Source organism: Pseudomonas sp. FG29 (assembly GCF_057809355.1).
This window is the reverse complement of record NZ_JBMDJU010000001.1, coordinates 260,824-286,408: the sequence shown is the minus strand read 5'-3', so window position 1 is coordinate 286,408 and position 25,585 is coordinate 260,824. Positions and strand designations below refer to the sequence as shown.

Sequence of the window (25,585 nt, the reverse complement as noted above, 5' to 3'; positions counted from 1 at the left end):
TCAACTGGCGCCGAAGCGCTGTAGCTGCATCTCACGCAAACGGCTCAGCGTACGGCGGAAGGCAAACTCGAGGTAGCCCTGAGTGTACAGCGCCTCCAGCGCTACCTCGGCCTCGATATACAGGGGCACGCGGCGGTCGTAGCACTCGTCGACCAGAGCGATGAAGCGGCGCACCGCATCGTCGTTGCGCGCTAGCGCCGGCAGCGGCCGATCCCCGGCCACGACCCCCTCGGCGCCGTCCTCGGTGCCACGGGCGATGCGGCCCTCGCGTTGCTCACCGCCCAGGCGTGGCACCTCGCCCAGCAGGATGATCGGAAAGCGCTCGCACAGCTCGATGAAATCGGCTGCGGCCAGCGGCTGTTCGCACAGATCACTGAAGCGGCACCACAGCGCGGCCGGACTGTGGCCCAGATTGGCGATATGCCGGTGACTGAGCGCGACCGGCTCACGGCTGATCACCTGGCTCTCGCTCACGCGGGCAAACAGCTCAGCCAGCGCCTGCGGCTGCTGCACCCAATAGCGCTGCACCTCGGCGCCGGGGTGCAGGCGATGATCCTGCTCGCCGTCCACGGTCACCACCTGCATGTGCGCCTGCAGTGCGGCGATGGCCGGCAGGAAGCGCTCACGGTTGTAGCCATCGGCATACAGCTGATCCGGCGGCTGGTTGGAGGTCGCCACCAGCACCACCCCCTGCTCCACCACCAGGCTGAGCAGGCGGCCGAGCAACATGGCGTCACCGATGTCGCTGACGAACAGCTCGTCGAAGCACAGCACACGTACCTCGCGCCCCAACTCTTCAGCCAACAGGCGCAGCGGATCGGCGTTGCCGGTGAGTTGGAACTGACGACGATGCACCCACTGCATGAAGTGATGGAAATGCTGCCGCCGCGCCGGTACGCGCAGGCTGTTGTAGAAGCTGTCCATCAGCCAGGTCTTGCCACGCCCCACCGGCCCCCAGAGGTACACGCCGGGCGGGCATTCGCCGCGCTGCACGGCTTCCTGGCAGTGCTGCAGCGCCTCAACCGCTCGGCGCTGCGCGGCATCGGCGACGAAGCCACCCGCCAGGGCCTGTTCATAAGCAGCCAGCGGCGAGCCTGGCAATGCCTCTGGCGCGTTCAACGCAGCACCAGCCGGCCATCGTCGAACTGCCTTGGCCAGTCGCGCCGGGTGAATACCTGGCCCTGCTCGCGCACGCGGCGCACCTCGGCCAGATCCAGCTCGGCGAACAACCAGTGGCTGCGTGCGGGGCACAGCTCGGCACTCTCGGCAATCACGCCAGTGGCCGGCATGCCGTAGTCCGATGGCACGTACAGCGCGGCGCGGCCAATGTTCTCGTCCAGCGCTGGCGACCAGGGCGCCAGGCCAACCGTGGGCGACTGCAGCACGGCGATCTGGTTCTCCAGCGCTCGCGCCTGAGCGCCGATGCGCACACGATAGAAGCCCGCTTCGGTATCGGTGCAACTGGGCGCCAGAATCAGGTCCACTCCGGCCTCGGCCAGGGTGCGCGCCAGCAGCGGAAACTCGTTGTCGTAGCAGATCAGGATGCCCAGCTTGCCCAGCGCCGTGTCGAACACCTTGAGCCCGCTGCCGGCAGCGATCTGCCATTGCTCCAGCTCGAAGCGGGTCATCATCAGCTTGTCCTGGCTGCCCAGGCAGCCGTCCGGGCCAAACAGCCAGGCGCGGTTGCGGTAAAGGCCATCTTCATCCAGCACGGCCACCGAACCGGGTTGCAGATGAATCTGCAGCCGCTTCGCCAGGCTCTCGCACAGTTCCAGCCAGCGCGGCAGCAGCGCCTGGATGCCGGCGATGGAGCCATGCAGATCGCTGCGCTGGGCCTCTGGCAACTGCCCGGTCAGCACCAGCCCGGCGTATTCCGGCAGCAGCAGCAGCTCGGCACCCTGCCCGGCGGCCTCTTCGCACAGCTCGGTCAGGTGCGCGGCATAGGCGTCCCAACTGGTCAGCAGGTCGATGTGATATTGGCAGGCGGCAACCTTGATCATGAAGTGAGTTCCTTGAGCCAGAACGACATGGGCTTGGCCGATTCCTCGGCTTCGTCCAGATCGCGCCAATGATAGTGGGTGTGCAGTTCGGGATGATGACGATAACCACGACGCACCCAGAAGGCGTCCAGCGGCTGGTAGTCGGCGGGCCTGCGCAGGTGATCAGCCGGGCGCTGCACGGCGCAGAAGGCGCACCAGTCGAAACGGCCCAGTTTGCGCGCATGGGCCTCGCGCTCGGCAAAGAAGCACACACCCAGACCACGGCCGCGCCAGGCCGGCAACACCACCGACTCGGCGCAGTAGAAAATGCGCGCCGGGTCCCAACCCGTCGATAAGAACGGCTGCTGGAACTCCAGGGTTTCATCGGCCAGAGGAAGCGCCGTGGAGGCACCGACCACACGGCCTTCGTCACGCACCAGCACGCACAGGCTATCGGCGCTGCGCACGTAGGTGTCGAGGTACTCGGCCTCGTAGTCGAGGCTGCCGTCGTAGAGGTAGGGAAATTCGCGGAAGACCGTGATCCGCAAATGCGCCAGGTCTTCGATATGGGGGGCTATCTGCGGCCCCCGGAGCAATTCGATGTCCATCTGGAGTCGTTCGCCAGCAGCAGGGTGACGCCGGCGGCTATGCCGGCTCGAAGGCGCGAACTTATCATGCGGGCCAACCCACCACTAACCACGCTACGAAAGGAACTTAGCCATGACCGCCACCGAACTGGTTCAGGCCTACTACGCCGCCTTCAATGCCGGCGACATGCCCACCTTCCTCGACCTGCTGGCCGAGGACGTGGTGCACGACATCAACCAGGGTGAGCGCCAGGTCGGCAAGGCCACCTTCGCCGCCTTCATGGACAAGATGAACCGCTGCTACCGTGAGCGCTTGGCCGACATCGTGGTGATGCAGAACGCCGCCGGCGACCGCGCTGCCGCCGAATTCGTGGTGCACGGCGAATACCTGGCCGACGACGAAGGCCTGCCACCGGCCAACGGCCAGACCTACGTACTGCCGGCCGGCGCCTTCTTCGAGATCAAGAACGGCAAGGTCGCGCGCATCAGCAACTATTACAACCTGAATGACTGGATCGCTCAGGTCTGCTGAATCACTGCCGCGCAGCCCCCAGCAACTGCGCCCCCACATCACGCTTGAGCAGCTCATAGAGCACGGTGATGAAGAACTCGCGGCTGGGCTCATCGCTCAGCAAGCGAGTCGCCATGCTGTTATGGCTGCTCATGGCACCGACGATGGCCTCAACGGCGCGAATCGGCAGGTCAGCCTTCAGCGCCTGTTCGAGGTCGTTGTTGTGAATCTGCGCCATCACCACCGGATCGCTGCGCAGCGTCTCGGACACCTGTAGCGCCAACATCACCTGATCAGTGTCGGAAACATCCTTGCCGAAGGCAGCGTTGAGCCGTTCGATCAGCTCGGTCAGGTACTTCTTCTCACGGTCGCGGGCCTCGCGTAGGCCATTGTCGGTAATACCGTACAGGCCGGGTGTTTCCCCTTGAACCGCCACGCCATCGAGGCGCTCACCCGCTTTGACTCGGTAATGGCTGAGCTTGAGATCGCCCAGATCCACCTGCTCGGCGCCAATGCCCTTGAGGCGCTTACGCAATAGGCGGGCGAAGCTGGCGAAGGCTTCCAGACTCGGATCGCCCAAGTCCACCAATTGCGCGATGTACTCGTAGCAACGCACGAACTTGGACAGGCTTTCGCTGAAGATCAGCAGCTCATCGCGCTGCTTGCAGTATTCCGCGCGCTGCGCATCGGCATAGGCCGCGCCTGCGTCATCGCCCGTTTCTTCGGCCTTGAACAAAGCCCGTTCCCACTGCTCGATGGCATCGGTGAGGGTCTTGAGCTTGCCGTTGAAGCGGTCAGTAGCCGGCTGGGTCAGCGCATAGAGTTTCTGGTGCGTGACCTTGGGATCGACGATGGCATCGCCGAACGCCTCCACCTCGGCGCGCTCGTAAAGGTGCATGCCATCCAGGCGCTGGCGAATGTCGAAGACGATGTTGGGGTCTTGAATATCGGCCATCCGCGCATCGCGGTAGAAGGTCTGGAAGGCTTCGAGAATCTCCTTGGCCTCGTTGGCGAAGTCGATGACGTAGGTCTTGTCCTTGCCTGGATAAGTACGGTTCAGCCGTGACAGCGTCTGCACCGCCTCCACACCGGAAATCTTCTTGTCCAGGTACATGGCCACCAGCTTGGGCTGGTCGAAGCCGGTCTGGTACTTGTTGGCGACGATCATCACCTGGTAATGCGGCGTATCGAACAGCGTGCGCATGTCCTGGTTGCCCAGTTTGGCGTTGAGGTTCTGCTCGTTGAAGGCATGCTCGTCCGGCAGGCTGGCGGCCAGCGGCGCTTTCAGATCCGGGTCGAGGTTGGGCACATCGCCGGAGAACGCCACCATCGCCCGCACATTGCCGTAGCCACGCCGCTGGCAGTAATCCTCCAGCGCCAGGTGGTACTTCACCGCTGCCGCGCGCGAACTGGTCACCACCATGGCCTTGGCCTGGCCACCGAGCAGGTGAGCGACGTTCTTGCGAAAGTGCTCGACGATCAGCTCCACCTTCTGCCCGACGTTCACCGGGTTGAGCGACAGCCACTTGGCCAGCTTGCGCCGCGCGCTCTTCTCGTCCACGCGTTTGTCGTCCACCAGCTCGTTGCCGATGCGCAGCGCCACGTCGTAGCTGGTGTAGTTGCGCAGCACATCGAGGATGAACCCTTCCTCGATGGCCTGTTGCATGGTGTACAGGTGAAACGGCACAGGTGGGTTGCTTTTGCTCACTGCCAACTCGGGCTGGCGCGGACGACCAAACAGGCTCAGCGTCGAATGCTTGGGCGTGGCGGTAAAGGCGAAATAACTGGCGTTATTCGGCCGGCTGCGCGACGACTGCCAGACCGACAAACGCTCATCACGCGATAGCTTCTTCCACTCCTCCTCGCTCTGCCCGGTGAGCACGTAACGTAGATCATCCGCCGTGCTGCCGCCCGTGGAGCTGTGCGCCTCGTCGATGATGATGGCGAAGCGGCGATCACGCAGGTTGCGCTCTTCGAGAATGGCCTTCTGCGCATGGGGGAAGGTCTGCAGCGTGCAGACGATGATCGGCACGCCTGCCAGCATCGCCTCCGCCAGTTGCTTGCTCTTGGGCAGGCTGGACTGCTCACGGTCGATGGCGCGCACCACACCGGCTTGGTGGTCGATCTGGCGAATCGCCTCCTGCAACTGTTGATCCAGCACCTGGCGGTCGGTCACCACGATGACGCTGTGAAAATACGGCTCGCCATCAGGCCGGCGCACACGAATCAACGAATGCGCCGTCCAGGCGATGGTGTTGGTCTTGCCGGAACCGGCGCTGTGCTGGATCAGATACGGCTGGCCGACACCCTCACGGCGCACCGCATCGATCATTCGCGTCACCCCGTCCCACTGATGAAAGCGCGGGAATACCAGGCGCTCCCTGAATCGGGTATTGCCGTTGGCGTCCTGCTGGGCCTTGCGCTCCAACAGCACGAAGCGGTGGAAGATATGCAGCCAGTTGTCCTTCTGCAGCACGCTCTGCCACAGATAGCTCACCGGGTAGTCGTCGCCCTCGGCCTTGTTGCCGGCAGCACCATCATTGCCACGGTTGAAGGGCAGGAACACCGTCTCGGCCCCCGCCAACTGCGTGCTCATGCGGATATCGCTGTCGCTCATGGCGAAGTGCACCACCGCGCCCCGCTTGAAGGTCAGCAGCGGCTCGCTGCCACCGCTCTTGCGCTCCGGGCGACGATCCTGGCGGTACTGCGCCATGGCCGCCTCCACAGACTGGGTGAAATCGGTCTTCAGCTCCACCGTCGCCACGGGAATGCCGTTGATGAACAACGCCAGGTCGAGTTCGTCGGCTTTGTCCTGCGAATAACGCAGTTGCGGCACCACCCGCAGGCGATTGGCGGCGTAACGCATGGCCACGGTTTCGTTGCGCGCATCCTCGGGCAGCGCCTGGCTCATGGCCAGGGTGCCGGCGCCAGCGATGGAGAAACCGCTGCGCAACACATTGAGCGTGCCGCCTTCGCTCTTGTTCTCCAGTTGCTTGACCAGGCGATCGAGCAACGCAGCTTCGGTGCCCGCGCCATTGAGCGCACGCAGCTTCGCCATCGCCTCAGCCTGGCTGGTATCGAGCCAGGCCAGCACATCTTCGCTGTACAGCGCACGCGCCGCGTCATAGTTCGCGGAGCGGCCAACCAGCCAACCGGCGGCGGCCAGTTGCTCGACGATGTGTCGCTCCAATTCGCATTCGTGGTGCACGTGGCTCATGCCATCCCTCGCCATCCAATCAATGGGCTTATGCCCGCGTGTCATACAGCCCGTGCTGCTCGGCCAGGCGCGCCCGCTCCCGATCCAGCTCGGCGCGTAGCTCTTCCTCGCTGGGCAACACCAGCTTGTACTTGCTGGCGAACAGTTGCTCGCTGCCCTGTAGTACCGAGTAGCGCACCAGCGACGCATCTTTTTGCGCACAGAGGATGATGCCGACAGTGGGGCCATCCTCAGGGCCGCGTTTAAGGTCATCGAACATGCGCACGTACATGTCCATCTGGCCGATGTCCTGATGGGTCAGCTCGCCGCGCTTGAGATCGAAGATCACGAAGCACTTGAGCAGGTAGTTGTAGAACACCAGGTCGATGTAGAAATCCTTGCTCTCGGTGCTGATGCGCTGTTGCCGGCCGACGAAGGCGAAGCCCTTGCCCAGCTCCAGCAAAAACTGCTGCAACTGGTCGATCAGCGCCTGCTCCAGCTCGCTTTCCAGCAAGGTGCCGGCATTGGGCAGGCCGAGAAACTCCAGCAGCACCGGGTCACGCACGAACTCGCGCGGGCTCTTGCCTAGCGCCTGCAGGTTGCTCGCGGCTTCCTGCTCCACCGCCGCGCGATCCTGGCTGGCCAGCAGGCGCTCGTAATACAGCGTGCCGATCTGCCGCTCCAGCGCGCGGGTGCTCCAGTTCTGCGTGGCGGCCTCGTTCATGTAACACTGGCGGGCACTGTCACTTTCCACCTTGAGCAGAGTGCGATAGTGCGTCCAGCTCAATTCGGAACGCAGTGCGTTCCAAATCGGGAATGCCTGATAGAAGGCGCGCATATGCCGCAGGTTGCGCTCATCGAAGCCCTTGCCGAACTCGGCCGTCAGCCCATTGGCCAGGTTGGCCAGCAGCTTCTTGCCGTAGGTAGCACGTGCCTGCCCAGCCTGCTCGAACTCGACGATATGCCGCCCCACTTCCCAGCAGGTTTGCACCTGAATCGCATCCACCGCTCGCACGGCCTGCTGCCGTGCCTGGCGGATCAGCCCAGCCAGCTCGGCGAGCAAGGGTTGCAGCGCGGTCTGTTGGTTGGACGCGCTCATGCGTCTTCCAGCGCCGGTTGCAACGCGCTTAGCTGTTGATCCTGCCAAGCGGCATAGGTTTGTCCGGTGCCATCGACAGACCAGACGACACGGCCATTAGCGCTACGCCCGGAAACCACTGCCGCTGCTGCACTGGGGCTGGCGAATGCATAGTCGTCCTTGAATGCCAGGTGCTCAGCACCATCAGCGATCAGCACGCCATCGGCGACCAGTTGCAGGAACAATCCCTGATAACCGCCATCCACGCCAATCCACTGTTTGCGCGTGCGCGAGCCTTTGAGCACGAAGAACTCACCACCGATTTCCTGGGCATAAGCCGTCACGCCGAACTTGGGAATATCCAGACGGAAACGCGGCGAGCGCTCGATGATGGGTACGCTCTCGGCCATCACCGGAGCAGGCGGTTTGCTCAACTCACGCAGAAACTCGAAACCCAGCACCGGCAGCACCGTGCGGATTTGGTCGAGAAAGAACGCCATATCGGCGCGGTCAGACTCGGGCAGCCCGGCGTACTCATGTGCCGTGCCATTACTCAGCACACAACGCCCGGCGCTGGCAGCAATGCCGATCAGCTTGCTTTCCAGGTACTTCACATGGGCCTTGGTCAGGTTCTGATCCTTGCTGGTGACCAGGCACACACGCTCCCAGAAATCCTTGCCGCCTGCGTCTTCCGGGCGGTTGTGGGTTTTCAGGCGTTGCGCCACATCGTCGGACTCACCGATATACACACGGGTACGCAGGCTGTCGTCCGGGTCGGGGCCAACCAGAAAGTACACGCCGGTACGCGCGCATTCCGGGCGCTGCACCAGCTCGGCCAGTTTGCTGCGCGGGCCGGTCAGCACATGGCCCGTCCAGTTCATGATCTCGGCGGTCAGCAGACCATTGGGCGTGCCGTCCACCAGAAAGAGTCGAATGCTGCGGCCTTGGGTCATGGCACATCCTTGTCAGGTGTTAGCGAGAAAGCGTGGGGCGGAACATATCACGCGGGGTGGATAACGCTCTGTTCATCCACTTCTGCACAACACGACGGCAGGCAGCCCCCTGCAAGACCGCTTGGTGGATCGATAAAGCGTGATCCACCCTACGGCTCATAGCGCCTCCCGCAGGTCGATCTGGCCGGTGACGGCAGCGGTGATCAGGGCGGAGCGGCGTTCTTTCAAAAGAGCCACGCTGAGCGACGCTTTCTGCTCAATCTTGATTAAACGTTCACTCTGGGTCACCAGAGATAACAAAAGCCGCTCTTGCTCAGCAGTAGAAGGAGGAAGCGCCAAAGGGAGGCTGCCAAGAATGCCTTCATTAAGGTTCGCCATCGTTGCCCCTACTGACGCCAGATTCAGCCACTCACGGGCATATCGCGACTGCAGGACAGTATGAATATATCCAGTTAGAGCCTGAAGAGGATTGGGGCGCACTCGCAGTGATCCGGTACCACAGATCCAACCATCCTGCTCATCAAAGATAACCGCAGCACGCCCAAGTTCGCCACGACGCGCAGTAACCAAATCGCCTGCGCGCATTGCCCAGAAACTCAGCCGTTCTGCAGTGTCCGCCGATACCGTGATATCCGGATCGGGGCTGCATTGCTCATCAACGATGTGCGAGGGATTGATCACGGGAACGCCCCCCGTAACGTAATCCTCATTACCCAGTGCCGTACCAAACGGGCCTGTGGAAATGCTGATGCAGATATCACGGAAGCGTTTAATCACCCAATGCTCCGGCACTTCCCCCAACCACTCCACGCCGGAATCTTTCATCTTCACATTCGGGTCAAGCCCCTTGGTGACGGCATGGGTGATCAGCGCCTGGCGCTTTTCGCGCAGCAGTTCGATAAAGCGGGTTTTCTTTTCGATCAGCGCATCGATGCGGGTGGTTTCGCGGTCGAGTTGGGAAAGCAGCAAGTCAATTTCTACTTCAGGCGGCACTACTACGGGCAGTTCCATGATGCTGCTGGAAGAAATGGAGGCCAGATTGGTGCTCTGTTTCGCGCGCCCCATGAAATAGAACTGAGCCGTAAGCGAACCGGTAAAGGCGTTCAGCCAGGCCGATGACACGCCAGAAGGCCTTACGGCAAACACATGATTCTGGTGAATGCAGGGTTCGATCTCACCTTGCCACACGCTGCCACGTCCCAACTTATCGAAGTCCCCTCCTTCGTTCATCAATACATCGCCGGGCTGCAAGCTATAACGTGCCAACTCTTCGCGCGGGATCTCCATTGTCGCTACGTCATCCAGCGATAAATAGCCATCCTGAACATTGGCAACGCGCAGGTAGGGCACCTCGATGGTGTCCTTACCTTCATGATCCTTGCCTTTCGCCATACCGGTTTGCACGGTAGCGATATGCTTGAGGCGTTTCACCTGCCAATGCTCCGGCACCCGCCCCAACCACTCCACCCCGGAGTCCTTATAGGCCGGATAGGGTTTGTAGTGACTCACGCCGTCACCTCACCCAGCAGCGCGGCGATCTCGGCCTCTACGGCCTTGAGGTCGGCATCGATCTCGGCCAGCGGGCGCGGCGGCTGGTAGACGTAGAAGTAGCGGTTGAAGTTGATCTCGTAGCCGACGATGCCCACCTGGCCGTCCTTGGGGTCGAGCTTGCCGGTGTCGATCCAGGCGTCGGGCACGTGGGGCAGCACTTCACGGGCAAAGTAGTCATCGATGTGCTGGTTCAGCGGCACATTCTCGAACTCGCGCAGGTCGGGGTCGGGCTGCGGCTTGCCCTTGTCATCGAGCATCAGCTGGGCGTTGGGGTCACGCTCGCCGAAGCAGGCCAGCGCGGCTTTCAGCGCGCCCTTGCCAAGTTTCTTGATACCAGCGGCCTTGAGAAAAGCAGGCAGATTGTCGAACTCGCCGCTCACGCTGGCGAAGGCGTCGATCTGATCAGCACCCTTGGCCTCGCGGTAGGCGGCGAGCTTTTCCGCGGTGACGCTAAAGCGCAGGCGCAGCGGGCGCTCGACGGTAATGCGGCGGTAGCCGAAGTCACTGGTGGCGAAGATTTTCGACTGGGCGCCTTGCTCGCAGGCTTCGTGCAGCTTGGCGATTTCGGCGATCTGCGCCTCGGACAGGTACTTGCGCTTGTTGCCCAAGCTCTTGCGCATGGGCGCGTGCATGCCGGTGGCGTCGATCAGTTGCACCTTGCCTTTGCGCAGTTCGTCCTTGTGGTTGGACAGCACCCAGACATAGGTGCCGATGCCGGTGTTGTAGAACAGGTCATTGGGTAGAGCGATGATCGCCTCCAGCCAATCGTTTTCCAGTATCCAGCGGCGAATCTCCGACTCGCCCGAGCCGGCACCGCCGTTAAACAGCGGCGAGCCTGACAGCACGATGCCGATACGGGTGCCGCCCTCCTCCGGTGGCTTGCGCTTGGACAGCAGGTGCATGAGAAACAGCAGCGAACCATCGCCCACACGCGGCAGGCCAGGGCCAAAGCGCCCGTAGAAGCCATGCTGGCTGTGCTCGGCCTGCACCTGCGGCTGCACCTTCTCCCACTTCACGCCGAACGGCGGGTTGGCCAGGCAGTAGTCGAAGCGCTCGGCGGGCAGCAGGTCGTTGGACAGGGTGTTGCCAAGCTTGATGTTCTTGGTCTCGAAGCCCTGGATGAGTTTGTCCGCCACGGAGATGGCGTAGGTTTCCGGGTTCAGCTCCTGGGCGTAGGGCACGATGCGCGCCGGAGCCTTCCATTCATCCTTGACCAGTTCGATGGCCGAAGACAGAAAACCGCCCGTACCGGCGGCGCAGTCGTACACGGTGCGCACCGCGCCTTCCTGATTGAGGGCGCGATGATCCGGGGCGAATACCAGGGTGGTGGTCAGGCGCACCACGTCACGCGGGGTGAAGAACTCCCCGGCGGTATCGTTGGCGGATTCGGCGAACTTGCGGATCAGGTGCTCGAACACCAGGCCCATTTCGTGGTTGCTCAGCACCTCGGGGTGCAGGTCGATGGCAGCGAATTTCTGCGTGACCAGGTACAACAATTTGGCCTTGTCGAGCTGCACCAGCCAGTCGGAAAAGGCGAAGTGCTCGAACACCTGGCGGGCGTTGGCGGAAAACTTGGCGATGTAGTCTTCGAGGTTGGCGCGGGTATCGGTGGCGCCCAGGGTAGCCAGGTCGAATTGCGAGACATTGTAGAAGGTGGCCTTGGCCGTGGCGGGCAGGATCAGATCCAGATCAACGCTGCTGGATTTCATCGCCTGATGCTGGGCACGCACCGCGTCACGGGTTGGCTCCAGCACACACTCCAGACGACGCAGCAAGGTGAAGGGCAGGATGATGCGGCCATAGATGGATTGCTTGAAGTCGCCGCGCAGCACATCGGCCACGTTCCAGATGAAGTCGGCGAGGTTTTGCTGGTTCACGCGTGTATTCCTTGAGCGAATGCCGCAAGGCGCCTTGCGCGCCTGCCTGCGAGGTGTTTCTAACGATGGCGAACCTTACCCGCTCCCCCGCTCATGAGCCAGTGTCAGAGCGGAGCGGCTTCAGCCGCGATAGAAAAGCTCGCCGCTAAAGCGCCTCCTACGGGTGCTGAGCCTGACCGCTGGCCTCCGCTGCCGCACGGCCTGTAGGAAGGGGCTTCAGCCGCGATAACCCAACGCCCGAAACATTCTGCAAAGCCTTAATACAGCGTTAAGCCAGCCCTCCCAGAATCACCCCCAGGCCAATCACCGAGGTTCCGACGATGGAACTACCCTGGGCGCATCACGACCGTCCCGTTGCCCGTATCGGGCGCGGCGATACTTACGAACTCCACCTGGCTTCCCCCGGCAGCGCGCGGCGCGAAATGCTGGAGCAGTTCATCCGCCAGCGCTTCGAGTTGCAGCACGGTGCTCGCATCCGTCACTTCATGCCCTGCCTGTTCGGCCTGGAAAACCAGGCCGGGCAACTGCTCGGTGCGGTGGGCGTGCGCGGTGGCAATAGCGGGGCGCTGTTTCTTGAGCGCTACCTGAACGAGCCGATCGAAACCGCTATCGGCTGCCGCCTGGGTTATGTCGAACCCGGTCGTGGCGAAGTGGTGGAAGTTGGCAACCTGGCCGCTGACAGCCCCGGCGCGGCGCGTCTGCTGATCGTTGCGCTGACCGACTTGCTGGTAGCCCTGGGTTTTCGCTGGGTCACCTTCACCGGTACGCCGACGCTGCTCAACAGCTTCCAGCGCCTGGGCCTGACCCCCATCGCCCTCGGCGAGGCAGACCCGACCCGCATGGGCGAAGAGCTTGCCGACTGGGGCAGTTATTACGACAGCCGCCCGCTGGTGATGGCCGGCGACATCCATGGCGGCCATCAGCGTCTGCTGCAACTGGGCGCCTACCCCCGTCTCGGTCACCAACCACTCTATGCCCTGGAGGACATGCCCCATGTGGTCTGCAGCTGAATCCTTCTTCGAGCGTCTGGCCGCCTTTGGCCCGCGCACGGCGCTGGTCGAGGATAGCCACGAACTCACCTATGACGGTCTGCTGGCGGCCGTGGCCAGTCGCAGCCGCCATCTGCGCGAGCTGGGCGCCCAGCGCGTGGCACTGGCGCTGGATAACGGCATCGACTGGGTGCTGTGGGATCTGGCGGCGCTGCATGCCGGCCTGGTTTGCGTGCCGGTGCCGGGGTTCTTCTCCGCCGATCAGCAGCGCCATGTACTCGACAGTGCCGGCATCGACTGCCTGATCGGCGCCGGCGCCCCCGGCTTCGCCACCGTCGAGAACGACATTCATCGCCGCACCGTGGCCCAGCCGCCCGAGCTGCATGCCGGCACCTGCAAAATCACCTACACCTCCGGCACCACCGGTCAGCCCAAGGGCGTGTGCCTGGATCTGGCCACGCAACTGGCCGTGGCTGACAGCCTGGTCAAGGCCAGCGCCAGCCGCGAAGTGGAACGCCATCTGTGCATCCTGCCGCTGGCGACCCTGCTGGAGAACATCGCCGGCGTCTACGCGCCTTTGCTGGCCGGCGCGCGAGTGGAACTGATGCCCATGGCGCAGATCGGCCTGAGCGGCGCTAGTGGCTTCGACCTGATGCGCTTTCTGCAGGCGCTGCAAGCCGCTCAGCCGAACAGCCTGATCCTGCTGCCGCAATTGCTGCTGGCGCTGGTCAGTGCGGCCGAGCGCAAACTGCCGGTACCGAACTCGCTGCGCTTCGTCGCCGTCGGTGGCGGGCGCGTCTCCGCCCAGTTGCTGCAACGCGCCGATGCACTAGGTCTGCCAATCTTCGAGGGTTACGGGCTGTCCGAGTGCGCCTCGGTGGTCTGCCTGAACACCCCCGAGCAGCGCCATATCGGCAGCACCGGCAAACCGCTGGAGCATCTGCAAATTCGCCTGACGGATGACGGCGAGGTGCTGGTCAAGGGCGCGCGCATGCTCGGCTACATCGGCGACCCGGCGCCACAGGGCGAATGGTTGCGCACCGGCGACCTCGGTCATTTCGAGGACGGTTTCCTGGTGCTGCACGGGCGCAAGAAGCATCAGTTCATCACCGCCTACGGGCGTAACGTCAACCCGGAATGGGTCGAGTCCGAGCTGGTGCAGCAGTTGCCCATCGCCCAGGCCTGGCTGCACGGCGAGGCGCTGCCAGCCAACGTCGCGGTGCTGGTGCCGCGCTACCCCAATACCCCTGACGCGCAGTTGCAGGCGGCCGTGGACGCCGTCAATCACGGCCTGCCGGACTACGCCCGCGTGCACCACTGGCTGCGCGCCGATGCCCCCTTCAACGCGAGCAACGACCTGGCCACGGCCAACGGTCGCCTGCGTCGCACCGCCCTGTTCAACCATTACCAAGCCGCCATCGAAGCCTTGATGGCAGAAGGAGTACACGCATGAGCTTCTACGAATCCCTGCTGGCCCAGACCCAAGCCGAACGCGACTACCTGCTCGGTGCGCCGATCATCCAGCAGGCCATGACCGGTCAGGTCGCCCTGCACAGCTACATCGCCTTCCTCACCGAGGCCTACCACCACGTCAAGCACACCGTGCCGCTGCTGATGGCCTGCGGCGCGCGTCTGCCGGAGCGCCTGGAGTGGCTGCGCGAAGCCATCGCCGAGTACATCGAAGAAGAAACCGGCCACCAGGAGTGGGTGCTCAACGACATCGCCGCCTGCGGTGCGGACAAGGAGGCGGTACGCCATGGCACGCCGCACATGGCCACCGAGCTGATGGTGGCCTACGTCTACGACCGCATCGCCCGGCACAACCCGGTGAGCTTCTTTGGCATGGTCAACGTGCTCGAAGGCACCAGCATCGCCCTGGCCACCCAGGCCGCCGGCATCATCCAGGACAAGCTGCAACTGCCGAACAAGGCCTTCAGCTACCTCAACTCCCACGGCAGCCTGGATCTGGAGCACATCGAGTTCTTCAAGAAGCTGATGAACCGCCTGGACAACGACGATGACAAGGCCGCCGTGGTGCACACCGCCAAGGTCGTCTACCGTCTGTACGGCGACATGTTCCGCAGCCTGCCGCTTTCCGCTCAGGAGTGATGCCATGCAACCTACGGATTGCCGTGCCCTGATCACCGGTGCCAGTGGTGGCATCGGCCAGGCGCTGGTGTACGCCTTGGCCAATGAAGGTGCCCACCTGCTCCTGGCAGGCCGTCACCTGGACGCCTTGCAGCCGCTGCTCAAGCGCTTCCCGCAGCAGATCCAGCTGGTGCAGGCCGATATCGGCACCCGCGCCGGGCGTGATGCGCTGGTGGCCGCCGCGCAGAACTTCGGCGGGCTCAATTGCGTGATCAATGCCGCCGGGGTTAACCGCTTCGGCCTGCTCGACCAGCAGGACGAGCAGCAGATCGCCGAGCTGATCGGCCTCAACGTCACCGCCACGCTGCAACTCACCCAGCGCCTGCTGCCCTTGCTGCGCGCGCAGCGCCGTGCCCTGCTGATCAACGTCGGCTCCACCTTCGGCACCATTGGCTATCCGGGCTTCGCCGCCTACTGCGCCAGCAAGTTCGCCCTGCGCGGTTTCTCCGAAGCACTGCGCCGCGAGCTGGCTGACACCAATGTGCGCGTTCTGTACTTCGCCCCACGCGCCACCCGCACGGCGATGAACGCTCCCAGCGTGGTGGCGATGAACGACGAACTGGGCGTGGCCATGGATGACCCGGAAAAGGTCGCCGCCGAGTTGCTGCAAGCCATCCGCCACGAGCAGGAAGAGCGCTATCTGGGCTGGCCGGAGCGCCTGTTCGTGCGCCTCAACGGCCTGCTACCACGCGTGGTCGACCAGGCCCTGCGCAAGCAGTTGCCGATCATCCAACGCTTCGCCCGTCATAAACACTGAGGAAACTGCCCGTGAACGCATTGCGTACCCTGATCATCGCCACGCTCGGCTTCAGCACCCTGCCCGCCTTCGCCCTCAGCGAGAGCGGCGAAGCGCAGTTGCACCAGTTGCAGACGCGCTGGGCCGAGATCAACTACCAGACGCCGGAAAAGCAGCGTGAGGAAGCCTTCGCCAAGCTGGTCACCCAGGCAGACGCGGCCCTGGCCAGCGAGCCGAAAGCCCCCGAGCTGCTGATCTGGCGCGGCATCATTCTCAGCACCGAGGCCGGCGCCAAAGGTGGCCTCGGCGCACTGAGCCTGGTCAAGGAAGCCAAGAGCAACCTGGAACAGGCCCTGGCCATCGACCCGCAGGCGCTGGGCGGCTCGGCCTACACCAGCCTCGGCAGCCTCTACTACCAGGTGCCGGGCTGGCCGATCGGTTTCGGCGATGACGAACAGGCCGAGAAGATGCTCAAGCAGGCGCTGGCGATCAATCCGGACGGCATCGACCCCAACTACTTCTACGGCGACTTCCTGCAACGGCAGAAGCGCTTTGAGGAAGCCCGCGCCGCGCTGGAAAAAGCCCTGGCCGCCAAGGATCGCCCAGGCCGCGAACTCGCCGACAAGGGCCGTCGCGCAGAAGCCCAGGCGCTTTTGCAGCAGGTCGAGAGTAAACTCAAGTAACTCGGACCGCTTACAGGAGTAGCCATGCGCATTCTTCTCGTCGAAGACGACCAGGCATTGGGCGAAGGCATTCGCACCGCATTGAAACCGGAGGGCTACACCGTCGACTGGCTGCAGGACGGTGCCAGCGCGCTGCATGCGCTGAGCCACGAGAGTTTCGAGCTGGCCATCCTCGATCTGGGCTTGCCGCGCATGGACGGCCTGCAGGTGCTCAAGCACCTGCGTGCCGCGGCCAACCCGGTGCCGGTGCTGGTGCTCACGGCGCGTGACGCCACCAGCGACCGCATCGCCGGCCTCGATGCCGGCGCCGACGACTACCTGATCAAACCCTTCGATGTCGCCGAACTCAAGGCGCGCCTGCGTGCACTGCTGCGGCGTAGCTTCCAGCGCCCCGAACCGGCGCTGGAATACCGTGGCATCCGCCTCGACCCGGCCAGCCAGGTGGTCGAGTACCAGGGCAATACCGTCAGCCTGCCGCGCAAGGAATTCCTGCTCCTGCATGAGCTGTTGATCCAGCCCGGTCGCGTACTGACCCGCGACAAGCTGCAGCAGGCGCTCTATGGCTGGGACGAAGAAGTGGAAAGCAACGCCCTGGAAGTGCACGTGCACCACCTGCGCAAGAAATTCTTCCCGGAGCTGATCCGTACCGTGCGTGGCGTCGGCTATCTGGTGGACAAATGAGGCTGCTGAAAGTCCTCGGCTCCATCCGTACCCGCCTGCTGGTTCTCCTGTTGCTGATGCTGGCCGCCAGCTTCGGCCTGATCAGCCACAAGATCTACAACGACTCGGTGCATGAGGTGCGCGAGCTGTTCGACGCGCAGCTCTCGCAGACCGCGCGCCTGCTCATGGGCCTGGTGCGCCACGACCTCGATGATGAAGGCCGCCGTGAGATGCAGGCGGTGCTCGATGAAGCGCTGCTGCTGCATAAGTCGCAGAACCCGGACAACCTGCTGGGCCACGAATACGAAGGCAAGCTGGCCTTCCAGATGCTCGATGACGACGGCAAGCTGCTGTTCCAATCCGCCAGCGCCCCGCCAGGCTTGCTCAACGACATGATCGAACAGCTCGGCCTGGTACTACCCAACGATGGCCAGCCCATGCGCGAGCGCCTGGCACAACTGGCCCGCTACCTGATCGGTTACCACACGCTGAGCATCGGCGAACATCGCTGGCGCGTATTCGTCCTGCATGACAGCCGCGACTACCACTGGGTACTGGCCGGTGAGCGTGAGGACGTGCGCGGCGAGTTGATCGGCAAGATCGCCCAGCGCAGCCTGCAACCCCTGCTGGTCGGCCTGCCGCTGGTCGGTCTGCTGCTGTGGCTGGCGGTGGGCTGGGGCCTGAACCCGCTGCAACGAATGGCCGATGCCATCCGTGGCCGGGCACCGGATAGCCTGGCACCGCTGGTCTTCCCGCCCTTGCCGACTGAACTGGAGCCGATGGCGGCGGCGCTCAACCGCCTGCTGATGCAGGTCAACCAGTTGCTCGACCAGGAAAAGCGCTTCATCGCCGACGCGGCCCATGAGCTGCGCACACCGCTGGCGGTGCTGCGTATCCACGCGCAGAACGCACTTGAAGCACCCGATGCCGGCGACCGCGACGAAGCCCTGCGCCAGTTGGCAGGCGGCGTCGACCGCGCCACCCGCGTGGTCGCGCAACTGCTCACCCTGGCCCGCCTCGACCCCAACAGCGTGCGCCTGAGCATGGGCAATCTGGATCTGCTGGCGTTCCTGCGTGGTGAGCTGGCCGAGCTGACGCCACTGGCGCTCAATCGCCAACAGGATCTGATTCTCGAAGCCGGCGAAGGCGGCAACTACCAGCTGATCGCCGACGCACCGAGCCTGGGCATCCTGCTGCAGAACCTGATCAGCAATGCCGTGCAATACACCCCGGCCGGCGGCTGCATCCAGGTGCATTTGCTGGCCGATGCGCAGGCGCTAGTGCTGCAGGTGCAGGACAGTGGTCCGGGCGTACCGGCCGACATGCGCGAGCGTCTGTTCGAGCGTTTCTTCCGCCTCGGCGAAGGCCAGGGCGCGGGGCTCGGACTGTCGATCGTGCGCCGCGTGGTGGAACTGCATCAGGGCAGCATCAGCCTGGAAGACTCCCCGCTGGGCGGCCTGCAGGTCAGCGTACGCCTGCCAAGGCGCACGGCCTGAGGCGCGGATAGATCCGCGCCTCCCTTCTGATAAAACTATTGATCAGATAGAGACAATCCGTTTTCTCAATCGTCCTTCCCCATCGATCATGGCCGCCTGTTCGTCACCACTCACAGGAGCCCGCCCCATGAGCCTAATCAAACGTTTCTTCCAGCCGACCCGCCCCGCTCAGCAAGCCGTTACGCCGAGCGTGGAAGATCACCCGAATTTCTGGATGTACCCGTGATTCAACCGGCCGCGCCGAGCAGCCGCAGCGGCACCGGGCGCCCGGCCTTCTGCGCCAGGTAGCGGGTGCAGCTGACGCGCAGGAAGGAGGCGAAATTGACCACCTCGCCACGGAAGTCCATCACCTCTTCATAAAGCTTGGCGATCAGCTGGTTGGTGGTCATGCCATCGACCTCGGCGATTTCGCTGAGGATGTCCCAGAACTGGTTTTCCAGGCGCAAGGTGGTCACCACGCCCCGAATGCGCAGCGAGCGTGAGCGCGATTCGTAGAGGATGGGGTCGGCCTTCACATAGAGTTCGCACATCAGGTGTGTCCTCAAAGGTAGGGCGGGTGCAACCCGCCACGCGTGGACTGACGAATGTCCATGATGCGCCCCGGGCTGAGTACGGGCTACGGGCTTTACAGGCGAATTTCCGTGCCCAGCACCTTGAGAAACGCCGCCAGCCAGGCGGGGTGCGCAGGCCAAGCCGGCGCAGTGACCAGCTTGCCCTGGACGTGGGTCTGATCCACCGGGATGTCGACATAGGTGCCACCTGCCAGGCTGACTTCCGGCCCGCAGGCCGGATAGGCACTGCACTCACGCCCCTGCAGCACACCGGCTGCTGCCAGCAACTGGGCGCCGTGACAGACGGCAGCGATGGGCTTGTCGGCGCTGGCGAAGGCCTTGACCAAGGCGATTACCTCGGCATTCAGGCGCAGATATTCCGGCGCGCGGCCACCGGGAATAACCAGGGCATCGTAATCTTCGACACGTACCTTGGCGAAGTCGAAGTTCAGCGCAAAATTGTGCCCCGGCTTCTCGCTGTAGGTCTGGTCACCCTCGAAATCGTGGATGGCGGTGCGCACCGTTTGCCCGGCGCTCTTGCCCGGACAGACCGCATGCACGATGTGACCGACCATCTGCAATGCCTGGAAGGGCACCATGGTCTCGTAGTCCTCGGCGTAGTCGCCGACCAGCATCAGAATCTTCTTGGCAGCCATGATCGTCTCCTGAAGGTGGGGGAACGGGCTCATTATTCGCCTGCTTTTCCACCCTCGGGTAACAACCGGGTACTACGTGTTCAGATCCCGACCTTGTCCAGCGCCTGGCCAATCGAGCGCCAGAAGCCTCGCTGTGGCCGCTCCGGGTCTTCCTGGCTGGCGGCGATATGCTCCGGCGGCTGCACCCGTCGAGTGGCACCGAGTTCGCTCTCGGCCAACTCGGCGGACACCCGCAGCAGCGGCCCCTCGCCGGCACTGTCCAGACCGCTGCTGCTGGGCGGCGGGCCGTCCTCGTCATAGCGCAGGTAATAGCTGGCACCGACGGCGGCATCGAGGGTAAAGCTGGCGATCAGGGTGAAATCCAGCGGCCCGTCGGCCAGCAACGTCCAGAAACTGCCCGCCAGCGGGCGGCGCATCTCCAGTTTGTAGCTGGCAGCGTCGACCTCCAGCAGCAGATGGCCGTTGCTCGGCAGGCTGCCAACCAGGCGGTTGTCGATAAACAATCCTGGCGCCTCCAGCTCCTGGTCGGCCCAGTCGCTGCGCGGGCGGTAGAGGTAGACCAGCGCATGGTTTTCGTCGCTTAGCTGCTGCGGCGAGAAGGCCTCACCATCCAGTTCACCGAAGAAGGCACCAGGGGTCGAGCAACCGGCGAGCAGAGCGACGGGCAATGACAGCAGCAGATGGCGCATCGAGGCTTCCCTGTTGTTAGAACCTGTTCACGATCTGCTGCGCGTCGGCCATGCTGCGTTGAAACCAGCCTCAAAATGCTCATTTACAACTCGTAAACTGCGCTTTTTCGCCTGGTTTCGCCTTGCCTGGCTCTAGCTCGCGAGATCGTGAACAGGTCTCTTAGGCAGATGCACCGAGCTTAGTCGGCCAGCGAGGCGCAGGCACCCGACGAAAGTGCGGGTCGCGATCTATGCGGATCGCTCACGAAAAAGGCCGGCATCGCTGCCGGCCTTGTGCGGTTCGCCTACTGCTTAGAGCGCGTATTTCTGCAGGTTCGCCATCATTTCCTTGAGCGCCTCGACGTTGTCAGCCGGGTGCGCGGCACCTTCGAAATCACAGATGCGCTGCCACTGCGCGGCAACGTCATCGGGGCTGAAGCCGGCCTTGGGATCGAAGCCGGCGCCCAGGCTGCGCTCCCAGCGCACCTTGCCGACCCAGCCACCGCCGACCTCGAACAGGCCGCCGGTGTCCTGGCAGGCGGCGCTACCGAGGTACACCACCAGCGGGCTGACCAGCTCGGGTTTGAGCTGTTCGAACACCTGTGGCGGGATCAGCCCTTCGGTCATGCGCGTGGCACCGGTCGGGGCGATGGCGTTGACCAGGATGTTGTTCTTGCGCCCTTCGATGGCCAGGGTGCGGGTCAGGCCGTACAGGCCAAGCTTGGCCATGCCGTAGTTGCTCTGGCCGAAGTTGCCGTAGATGCCGGAGGTGGACGAGGTGAAGATCACCCGGCCGAAGTTCTGTTCGCGCAGGTGAGGCCAAGCGGCGTGGGTGGTCTTGTAGGCCCCCTCGACGTGCACCTTGTAGACCAGATCCCAGTCGGCGTCCTCCATCTTGTGGAAGCTCTTGTCGCGCAGGATGCCGGCGTTGTTGACCAGCACGTCGATGCGGCCGAAATGATCCAGCGCGGTCTGCACGATCTTGTCGCCATCGGTCACCGAGTCATGGTTGGCCACGGCGGTGCCACCGAAGGCGCGAATCTCTTCGACCACCTTGTCGGCGGCCGAGGCGTTGGCCCCCTCGCCGTGGGTGCTGCCCCCCAGATCGTTGACCACCACCTTGGCGCCATGACGGGCGAACAGCAGCGCATGGGCACGGCCCAAACCACCGCCGGCACCGGTGACTATCACCACTTGATCTTCGAAACGGACGGTATCGTTCATCGGGCAGGCTCCTCGGGCAGATTGCGAATGTCCCGAGTGTCAGGCAGCCCCGCGGGCTTCACAAGGCCGCGCGGGGCACCTGAATGACGGCCGATAATACGACCTTATAGGGCTCGGTTGTCAGTTGCCGGAACCGGAGCCCGAGCTGGAACCCGATCCAGAACCGGAGCCGGAGCCGGAGCCGGCGCCATCATCGCCCGAGCCCGTACCATTGCCCCGCCCTGGGCCACCATCGTTGCCAGGGTTGCCGTCCCGCGAGGGGCCGCCGCCCTGAGGCATGGCGGGCGGAATCTGCGAGCCGTCGTCATTGCCCTGCGGCATCGAACCGGGCTGGCCTGGTGGCGTCGGCAAGGTCTGACCAGGCGTAGGGCTGCCATTGTCATCGTCGTCAGCGGCCAGGGCTGGCAATGTCAGGGTGCTGAGCATCCCGCCGAGCAGGAAAGCAGACAGTAACTTGTTCATGGATCACCTCGACTTTTTCCGTGATTGACAGAAGTAGTGAGTGACCGACTCGGCAGGACGTTCGATAAAAATCTTCGGCGTTCAGCAGGCGCCTGAGCACCTTCACGCCGTGCGCAGCAGGCTCAGGTGGTTGTACAGGTGCATCACGTGCGCTTCGGCATACTCGGCATGGGTCAGCGCGCCATAGGCGAAATGCGGCTGCAGTTCCCCCGAATAGGCCGCGAAGCGTTCGAAGGCTGCGCGCAGGCGCTGCAGTGCCGCCTCCTGGCTGCTCGGTTCGGCCAGCGGGGCTGCACCGGGAATGGCTTCATCCAGCGCATGACGCATCGCACCCCGGGCGCTGAACACGGCAAAGGCCGCCGGGCCGAGACTGCTGCGGAACCAGGTCGGCTTGAGCTGCGGATAGCCATCGATGGAGTAGTCGATGCTCTGCGCGCAGTGGTTGAACACCTCGCTCGGGCTCCAGCCACGGATGCTGCTGAGCTGCCGCCCGGCCAGCGAATCCAGCACCTGACGTGCGCCATCCAGCGTCAGCGCGGCCGGACGTGGGCCGCTGGGCAATGCCCAGAAGCCCGCACCCAGCGCGGCCACACCGCCCAGGGCGGCACCTTTCAGAAGCGTTCTGCGTTGCATGCCATGGACTCCAGGCGATCACGAAATTGCAGGTAATGCCCGAGCACCTCGGCGGGTGCCTCGAGCTGTGGATAATGGCCGATGCCGTCGAGCAGAACGGTGTCGGGGTTTTCGATCAGTTCGCGGTAGCGCGCCACCATATGGGCACCGGAGATCGGGTCGAAGGCGCCGTCGATGACCCGCATCGGCACGCGCGTGGCCTGCATAGCCGCCACCCAGCGCTCGCGCTGCTGGCGCCGCTCGGGCATGTAGCGGATCAGGCGGTGCATCACCGCTGGGCCGGCGTTGTATTCGACCAGCCGCCACAGGTCGTCCAGCTCGTCAGCGCTGGCCTGAGTCTGCGAGCCGAAGATGCGGGCAAAGCTCTGCGCCAGGCTGCGCCGCGAGAACAGCCGGCCGATCAGCGGCCCGAACGGCCCGAGCAACAGCTTCTGCACGCGCACCGGATGATGGGTTTCGGGGAACAGGCCGCCATTGAGGAACACGCAACTGGCCAGTGCCAGGCGCCCGTCCTGATGCCGAGCGATCAGTTCCTGCGCCACGCTGTCGCCATAGTCATGAGCCAGCACGTGCAGAGGGCGCTGCTCGCCGATATGCGCCAGCAACGCCTGCTGCAGGTCGGCCTGCTCCAGCAGGCTGTAGGCATGACCACGGGGCTTGGCGGAATAGCCGAAGCCGAGCATGTCACAGGCGATCAGGCGATAGCGCTCGGCCAGCGGCGCCCACAGGCGGTGCCAGTCCCAGCTCGCGGTAGGGAAACCGTGGATCAGCAGTAGCGGCTCGGCCTCGGCGTCACCGGCGACCCAGTAACGGATGGCATGGCCGTGAAAATCCAGCGTCCGGCTCCGAGCGCGCCAGTCCTCCAGGGCGATCCCTGGCAAGTCGCTCACTGGTCGTAACCCGGCATCTGCTGGTCGAGCTTGCGCAGTAACGCCGGCCAGGGCAGCGAGCCACCCATGCCCTGTGGCGTCTTCATCACGCCCGCGATCATCGCCTGGGCGCCATCGAGAATCTGCTGTGGAATATGGATCAGCTCGGCGCCACCGCTCTGCGCCATGACCTGGATCTCGCAGGCACGCTGCATGATGAACATGCCGAGGAAGGCATCAGCGATATTGCCGAAAGCGGTGAGCAGGCCATGGTTGGGCAGGATCATGAAGTTCTTGTCGCCCAGATCCGCCTGCAGCCGCGCCTTCTCGTCGTGGTTCAGCGCCACCCCTTCATAGCCGTGATAGGCCAGGCTGGCGAGGACGAACAGCGACTGCTGCGACAGCGGCAGCAAGCCCTGTTTCTGCGCCGACACAGCGATGCCGGCCGCCGTGTGGATATGCAGCACGCAGCCGACATCGGGGCGCACCTCATGCACGGCACTGTGGATGGTGTAGCCCGCCGGGTTGATGTCGAAGGGGCTGTCCATCAGCTTGTTGCCGGCCAGGTCGACCTTGATCAGGCTCGAAGCGGTGATCTCGTGGAACATCAGGCCGTAGGGGTTGATGAGAAAATCCTCGGTACCCGGCACCTTGGCGGAGATATGGGTGAAGATCAGGTCGTCCCAGCCATACAGCGCAATCAGCCGGTAGCAGGCGGCCAGGTCGACACGGGCGCGCCATTCGGCTTCGGAAACCTGATTCTTGACGACGGGCAGTTGTAACGGAGCGTTCACGGCGGACACCTCGATCTTGTTATGGGTCGGTGGTGTCGGCAGTCTAGCTGTGGCGCCAGGGCGTGGTAGTCGCCCTGGCAGCCATCTTCATGGCTTTGCAGGTCAGAAGGCCGGCGGGACGCTGCGATAGCAGGATATTCGCCTTCGTTATAGGAGCAGGAGCAACAGCGGCGCGGCGAAGAAATTGAGCAATCCCATCAGCACCATCACCAGCCCGGCCACGGTACCCTCCTCGTTGCCCACCTCCAGCGCCCTGGCCACGCCGGCACCGTGGGCGCCGACGCCGAGCAACGCGCCACGCGCCAATGCCGTCTTCAGCGGCAACCAACGCAGCAGTAGGCCACCGGCGGCCGCACCGAAAACGCCGGTGAGCATGACGAAGATCGCCGTCAGTTCGGCCACACCGCCGAGGCGTTGCGCGATGGGCATGGCGAAGGGCGTGGTGATCGAACGCGGCACCAGCGAACGACTGACCTCGCTGTCCAGGGCCAGGGCACCGGCCAGCCACCAGGAACTGGCGATGGCAATCGTGCTCCCCACCAGCATGCCACCGAGCAACGCTGGCCAGTGCCGCGCCAGCAATGCCCGCTGCTGCCAGATGGGCACGGCGAAAGCGACCGTGGCAGGCCCGAGCATCATCATCAGCCAATGGGTATTGCCGATGTACTCTGCGTAGCGCGTGTGCAGCGGAATGGCCAGCGCCAGCAACAGCAGCGGTACCAGGATCAGCGGCGAGAGCAGATAACGGCCACTGCGCCGATACAGCCAGCGGCTCAGGCCATAGGCTCCCAGGGTCAGGGCCAGCCACAGCAGGGGCATGGGTTCAAGGCTCATGGCGCAAGCTCCTGCGGCACAACAGCTCCACGGTCAGGGCGGTGAATACCATCACCAATAGTGTGCTGCTGCCGATCACCAGCAGAATGCGCCAGCCTTCGCTGCGCAGCAGGCTGCCATAGTCGAGCAGGCTCATCAGTGCCGGGATGAAGAACAGCAGCATCTCCGCCAGCAGCAAACCCGCGCCCAGTTGTAGCGCTGCCGGCTCGACCCGGCTACTGGCAAAAGCCGCCAGCAGCAAACCCAGCCCGATGACGCCACCGGGAACCGGCCAGCCCAGATAGGCAGCTAGCCAGCTACCGAACAGATACAGGCCGATCAGGATCGCCAGTTCGAAGCAAAGACGGGAAAAACGGCGGATGCGAGCCATGCGTAAAGCTCCAGAGGATATGGCCGACAGCTTATTCCCCGGCCTATCATCACCAAAGCGAATTGTCAGAATCGAGGCCA

At 63.8% G+C, this 25,585-nt stretch carries 26 protein-coding genes; 8 read left to right on the top strand and 18 right to left on the bottom strand.

Features of this window, described 5'->3' with window-relative positions; translation table 11 throughout:
• Genes zapE through ACODS1_RS01420 form a run of 3 tightly spaced genes read right to left on the bottom strand, consistent with a single transcriptional unit; the run spans position 1 to position 2,587 of the window.
• Positions 1-1,119, bottom strand: coding sequence for a cell division protein ZapE (gene zapE / locus ACODS1_RS01430; RefSeq protein ID WP_489084240.1), 1,119 nt, complete (start codon positions 1,117-1,119; stop codon positions 1-3).
• A complete protein-coding gene (locus ACODS1_RS01425) occupies positions 1,116-2,000 on the bottom strand; it encodes a carbon-nitrogen hydrolase family protein (protein WP_489084239.1) in 885 nt (294 codons plus the stop codon). Before ACODS1_RS01425 ends, zapE begins: the two co-directional genes overlap by 4 nt.
• Entirely contained in the window at positions 1,997-2,587 is a 591-nt protein-coding gene (locus tag ACODS1_RS01420; protein WP_489084238.1) for a GNAT family N-acetyltransferase, read from the bottom strand. The genes ACODS1_RS01425 and ACODS1_RS01420 overlap by 4 nt, the downstream gene beginning before the upstream one ends.
• A gap of 112 nt (positions 2,588-2,699) precedes the next feature.
• Here ACODS1_RS01420 and ACODS1_RS01415 point away from each other — a divergent pair, with 112 nt between their 5' ends.
• Positions 2,700-3,098 (top strand): nuclear transport factor 2 family protein, encoded by a 399-nt coding sequence (locus tag ACODS1_RS01415; RefSeq protein WP_322981685.1) that lies wholly within the window; start codon positions 2,700-2,702, stop codon positions 3,096-3,098.
• Between the two features lies 1 nt (position 3,099).
• Here the strand turns inward: ACODS1_RS01415 and ACODS1_RS01410 are convergent, their stop codons facing one another.
• From ACODS1_RS01410 to ACODS1_RS01390, 5 genes are all read right to left on the bottom strand, one after another.
• On the bottom strand, positions 3,100-6,294 hold the full coding sequence (locus tag ACODS1_RS01410; RefSeq protein WP_489084237.1) for a type I restriction endonuclease subunit R: 3,195 nt from the start codon (positions 6,292-6,294) through the stop codon (positions 3,100-3,102).
• Between the two features lie 28 nt (positions 6,295-6,322).
• A complete protein-coding gene (locus ACODS1_RS01405; protein ID WP_489084236.1) occupies positions 6,323-7,372 on the bottom strand; it encodes a PDDEXK nuclease domain-containing protein in 1,050 nt (349 codons plus the stop codon).
• Positions 7,369-8,304, bottom strand: a complete 936-nt coding sequence (locus ACODS1_RS01400) for a GIY-YIG nuclease family protein (RefSeq protein ID WP_489084235.1) — start codon at positions 8,302-8,304, stop codon at positions 7,369-7,371. Before ACODS1_RS01400 ends, ACODS1_RS01405 begins: the two co-directional genes overlap by 4 nt.
• A gap of 156 nt (positions 8,305-8,460) precedes the next feature.
• Positions 8,461-9,813, bottom strand: coding sequence for a restriction endonuclease subunit S (locus tag ACODS1_RS01395; RefSeq protein ID WP_489084234.1), 1,353 nt, complete (start codon positions 9,811-9,813; stop codon positions 8,461-8,463).
• Entirely contained in the window at positions 9,810-11,732 is a 1,923-nt protein-coding gene (locus ACODS1_RS01390) for a type I restriction-modification system subunit M (protein WP_489084233.1), read from the bottom strand. The genes ACODS1_RS01395 and ACODS1_RS01390 overlap by 4 nt, the downstream gene beginning before the upstream one ends.
• Positions 11,733-12,052: 320 nt before the next feature.
• Between ACODS1_RS01390 and ACODS1_RS01385 the strand changes: the two genes are divergently transcribed.
• Genes ACODS1_RS01385 through ACODS1_RS01355 form a run of 7 tightly spaced genes read left to right on the top strand, consistent with a single transcriptional unit; the run spans position 12,053 to position 18,444 of the window.
• Positions 12,053-12,742, top strand: coding sequence for a thermostable hemolysin (locus ACODS1_RS01385; protein WP_489084232.1), 690 nt, complete (start codon positions 12,053-12,055; stop codon positions 12,740-12,742).
• A complete protein-coding gene (locus tag ACODS1_RS01380) occupies positions 12,726-14,174 on the top strand; it encodes an AMP-binding protein (RefSeq protein ID WP_489084231.1) in 1,449 nt (482 codons plus the stop codon). The genes ACODS1_RS01385 and ACODS1_RS01380 overlap by 17 nt, the downstream gene beginning before the upstream one ends.
• Positions 14,171-14,830, top strand: a complete 660-nt coding sequence (locus ACODS1_RS01375) for an iron-containing redox enzyme family protein (RefSeq protein ID WP_489084230.1) — start codon at positions 14,171-14,173, stop codon at positions 14,828-14,830. The genes ACODS1_RS01380 and ACODS1_RS01375 overlap by 4 nt, the downstream gene beginning before the upstream one ends.
• Positions 14,831-14,834: 4 nt before the next feature.
• Positions 14,835-15,626: an SDR family oxidoreductase gene (locus ACODS1_RS01370; RefSeq protein ID WP_322981676.1), complete on the top strand. Its 792-nt coding sequence runs from the start codon at positions 14,835-14,837 to the stop codon at positions 15,624-15,626.
• Positions 15,627-15,637: 11 nt separating this feature from the next.
• Positions 15,638-16,288, top strand: a complete 651-nt coding sequence (locus ACODS1_RS01365; RefSeq protein WP_489084229.1) for a tetratricopeptide repeat protein — start codon at positions 15,638-15,640, stop codon at positions 16,286-16,288.
• Between the two features lie 24 nt (positions 16,289-16,312).
• The gene (locus ACODS1_RS01360; protein WP_159973319.1) at positions 16,313-16,969 is read left to right on the top strand and encodes a response regulator; all 657 of its coding nucleotides are present in this window, start codon (positions 16,313-16,315) and stop codon (positions 16,967-16,969) included.
• Entirely contained in the window at positions 16,966-18,444 is a 1,479-nt protein-coding gene (locus ACODS1_RS01355; protein WP_322981674.1) for a sensor histidine kinase, read from the top strand. The genes ACODS1_RS01360 and ACODS1_RS01355 overlap by 4 nt, the downstream gene beginning before the upstream one ends.
• A 227-nt stretch (positions 18,445-18,671) precedes the next feature.
• On the opposite strand, the gene ACODS1_RS01350 is transcribed toward ACODS1_RS01355, so the two are convergent.
• From ACODS1_RS01350 to ACODS1_RS01305, 10 genes are all read right to left on the bottom strand, one after another.
• Positions 18,672-18,974: a ribbon-helix-helix domain-containing protein gene (locus ACODS1_RS01350; RefSeq protein ID WP_489084228.1), complete on the bottom strand. Its 303-nt coding sequence runs from the start codon at positions 18,972-18,974 to the stop codon at positions 18,672-18,674.
• A gap of 95 nt (positions 18,975-19,069) precedes the next feature.
• Positions 19,070-19,654 (bottom strand): DJ-1/PfpI family protein, encoded by a 585-nt coding sequence (locus ACODS1_RS01345; RefSeq protein ID WP_489084540.1) that lies wholly within the window; start codon positions 19,652-19,654, stop codon positions 19,070-19,072.
• A 77-nt stretch (positions 19,655-19,731) separates the two neighbouring features.
• Positions 19,732-20,340: a DUF2846 domain-containing protein gene (locus ACODS1_RS01340; protein ID WP_489084227.1), complete on the bottom strand. Its 609-nt coding sequence runs from the start codon at positions 20,338-20,340 to the stop codon at positions 19,732-19,734.
• 291 nt (positions 20,341-20,631) lie between these two features.
• Positions 20,632-21,543, bottom strand: coding sequence for an SDR family oxidoreductase (locus ACODS1_RS01335; protein ID WP_322981671.1), 912 nt, complete (start codon positions 21,541-21,543; stop codon positions 20,632-20,634).
• 120 nt (positions 21,544-21,663) lie between these two features.
• Entirely contained in the window at positions 21,664-22,005 is a 342-nt protein-coding gene (locus ACODS1_RS01330; protein ID WP_489084226.1) for a hypothetical protein, read from the bottom strand.
• Between the two features lie 102 nt (positions 22,006-22,107).
• A complete protein-coding gene (locus tag ACODS1_RS01325) occupies positions 22,108-22,638 on the bottom strand; it encodes a DUF1569 domain-containing protein (RefSeq protein ID WP_489084225.1) in 531 nt (176 codons plus the stop codon).
• Positions 22,617-23,528, bottom strand: a complete 912-nt coding sequence (locus ACODS1_RS01320; RefSeq protein WP_489084224.1) for an alpha/beta fold hydrolase — start codon at positions 23,526-23,528, stop codon at positions 22,617-22,619. The genes ACODS1_RS01325 and ACODS1_RS01320 overlap by 22 nt, the downstream gene beginning before the upstream one ends.
• A complete protein-coding gene (locus ACODS1_RS01315) occupies positions 23,525-24,301 on the bottom strand; it encodes a class II aldolase/adducin family protein (RefSeq protein WP_489084223.1) in 777 nt (258 codons plus the stop codon). The genes ACODS1_RS01320 and ACODS1_RS01315 overlap by 4 nt, the downstream gene beginning before the upstream one ends.
• Positions 24,302-24,448: 147 nt before the next feature.
• Positions 24,449-25,135 (bottom strand): LrgB family protein, encoded by a 687-nt coding sequence (locus ACODS1_RS01310; RefSeq protein ID WP_489084222.1) that lies wholly within the window; start codon positions 25,133-25,135, stop codon positions 24,449-24,451.
• Positions 25,125-25,505 (bottom strand): CidA/LrgA family protein, encoded by a 381-nt coding sequence (locus ACODS1_RS01305; RefSeq protein WP_489084221.1) that lies wholly within the window; start codon positions 25,503-25,505, stop codon positions 25,125-25,127. The genes ACODS1_RS01310 and ACODS1_RS01305 overlap by 11 nt, the downstream gene beginning before the upstream one ends.
• Positions 25,506-25,585: the final 80 nt, after the last annotated feature.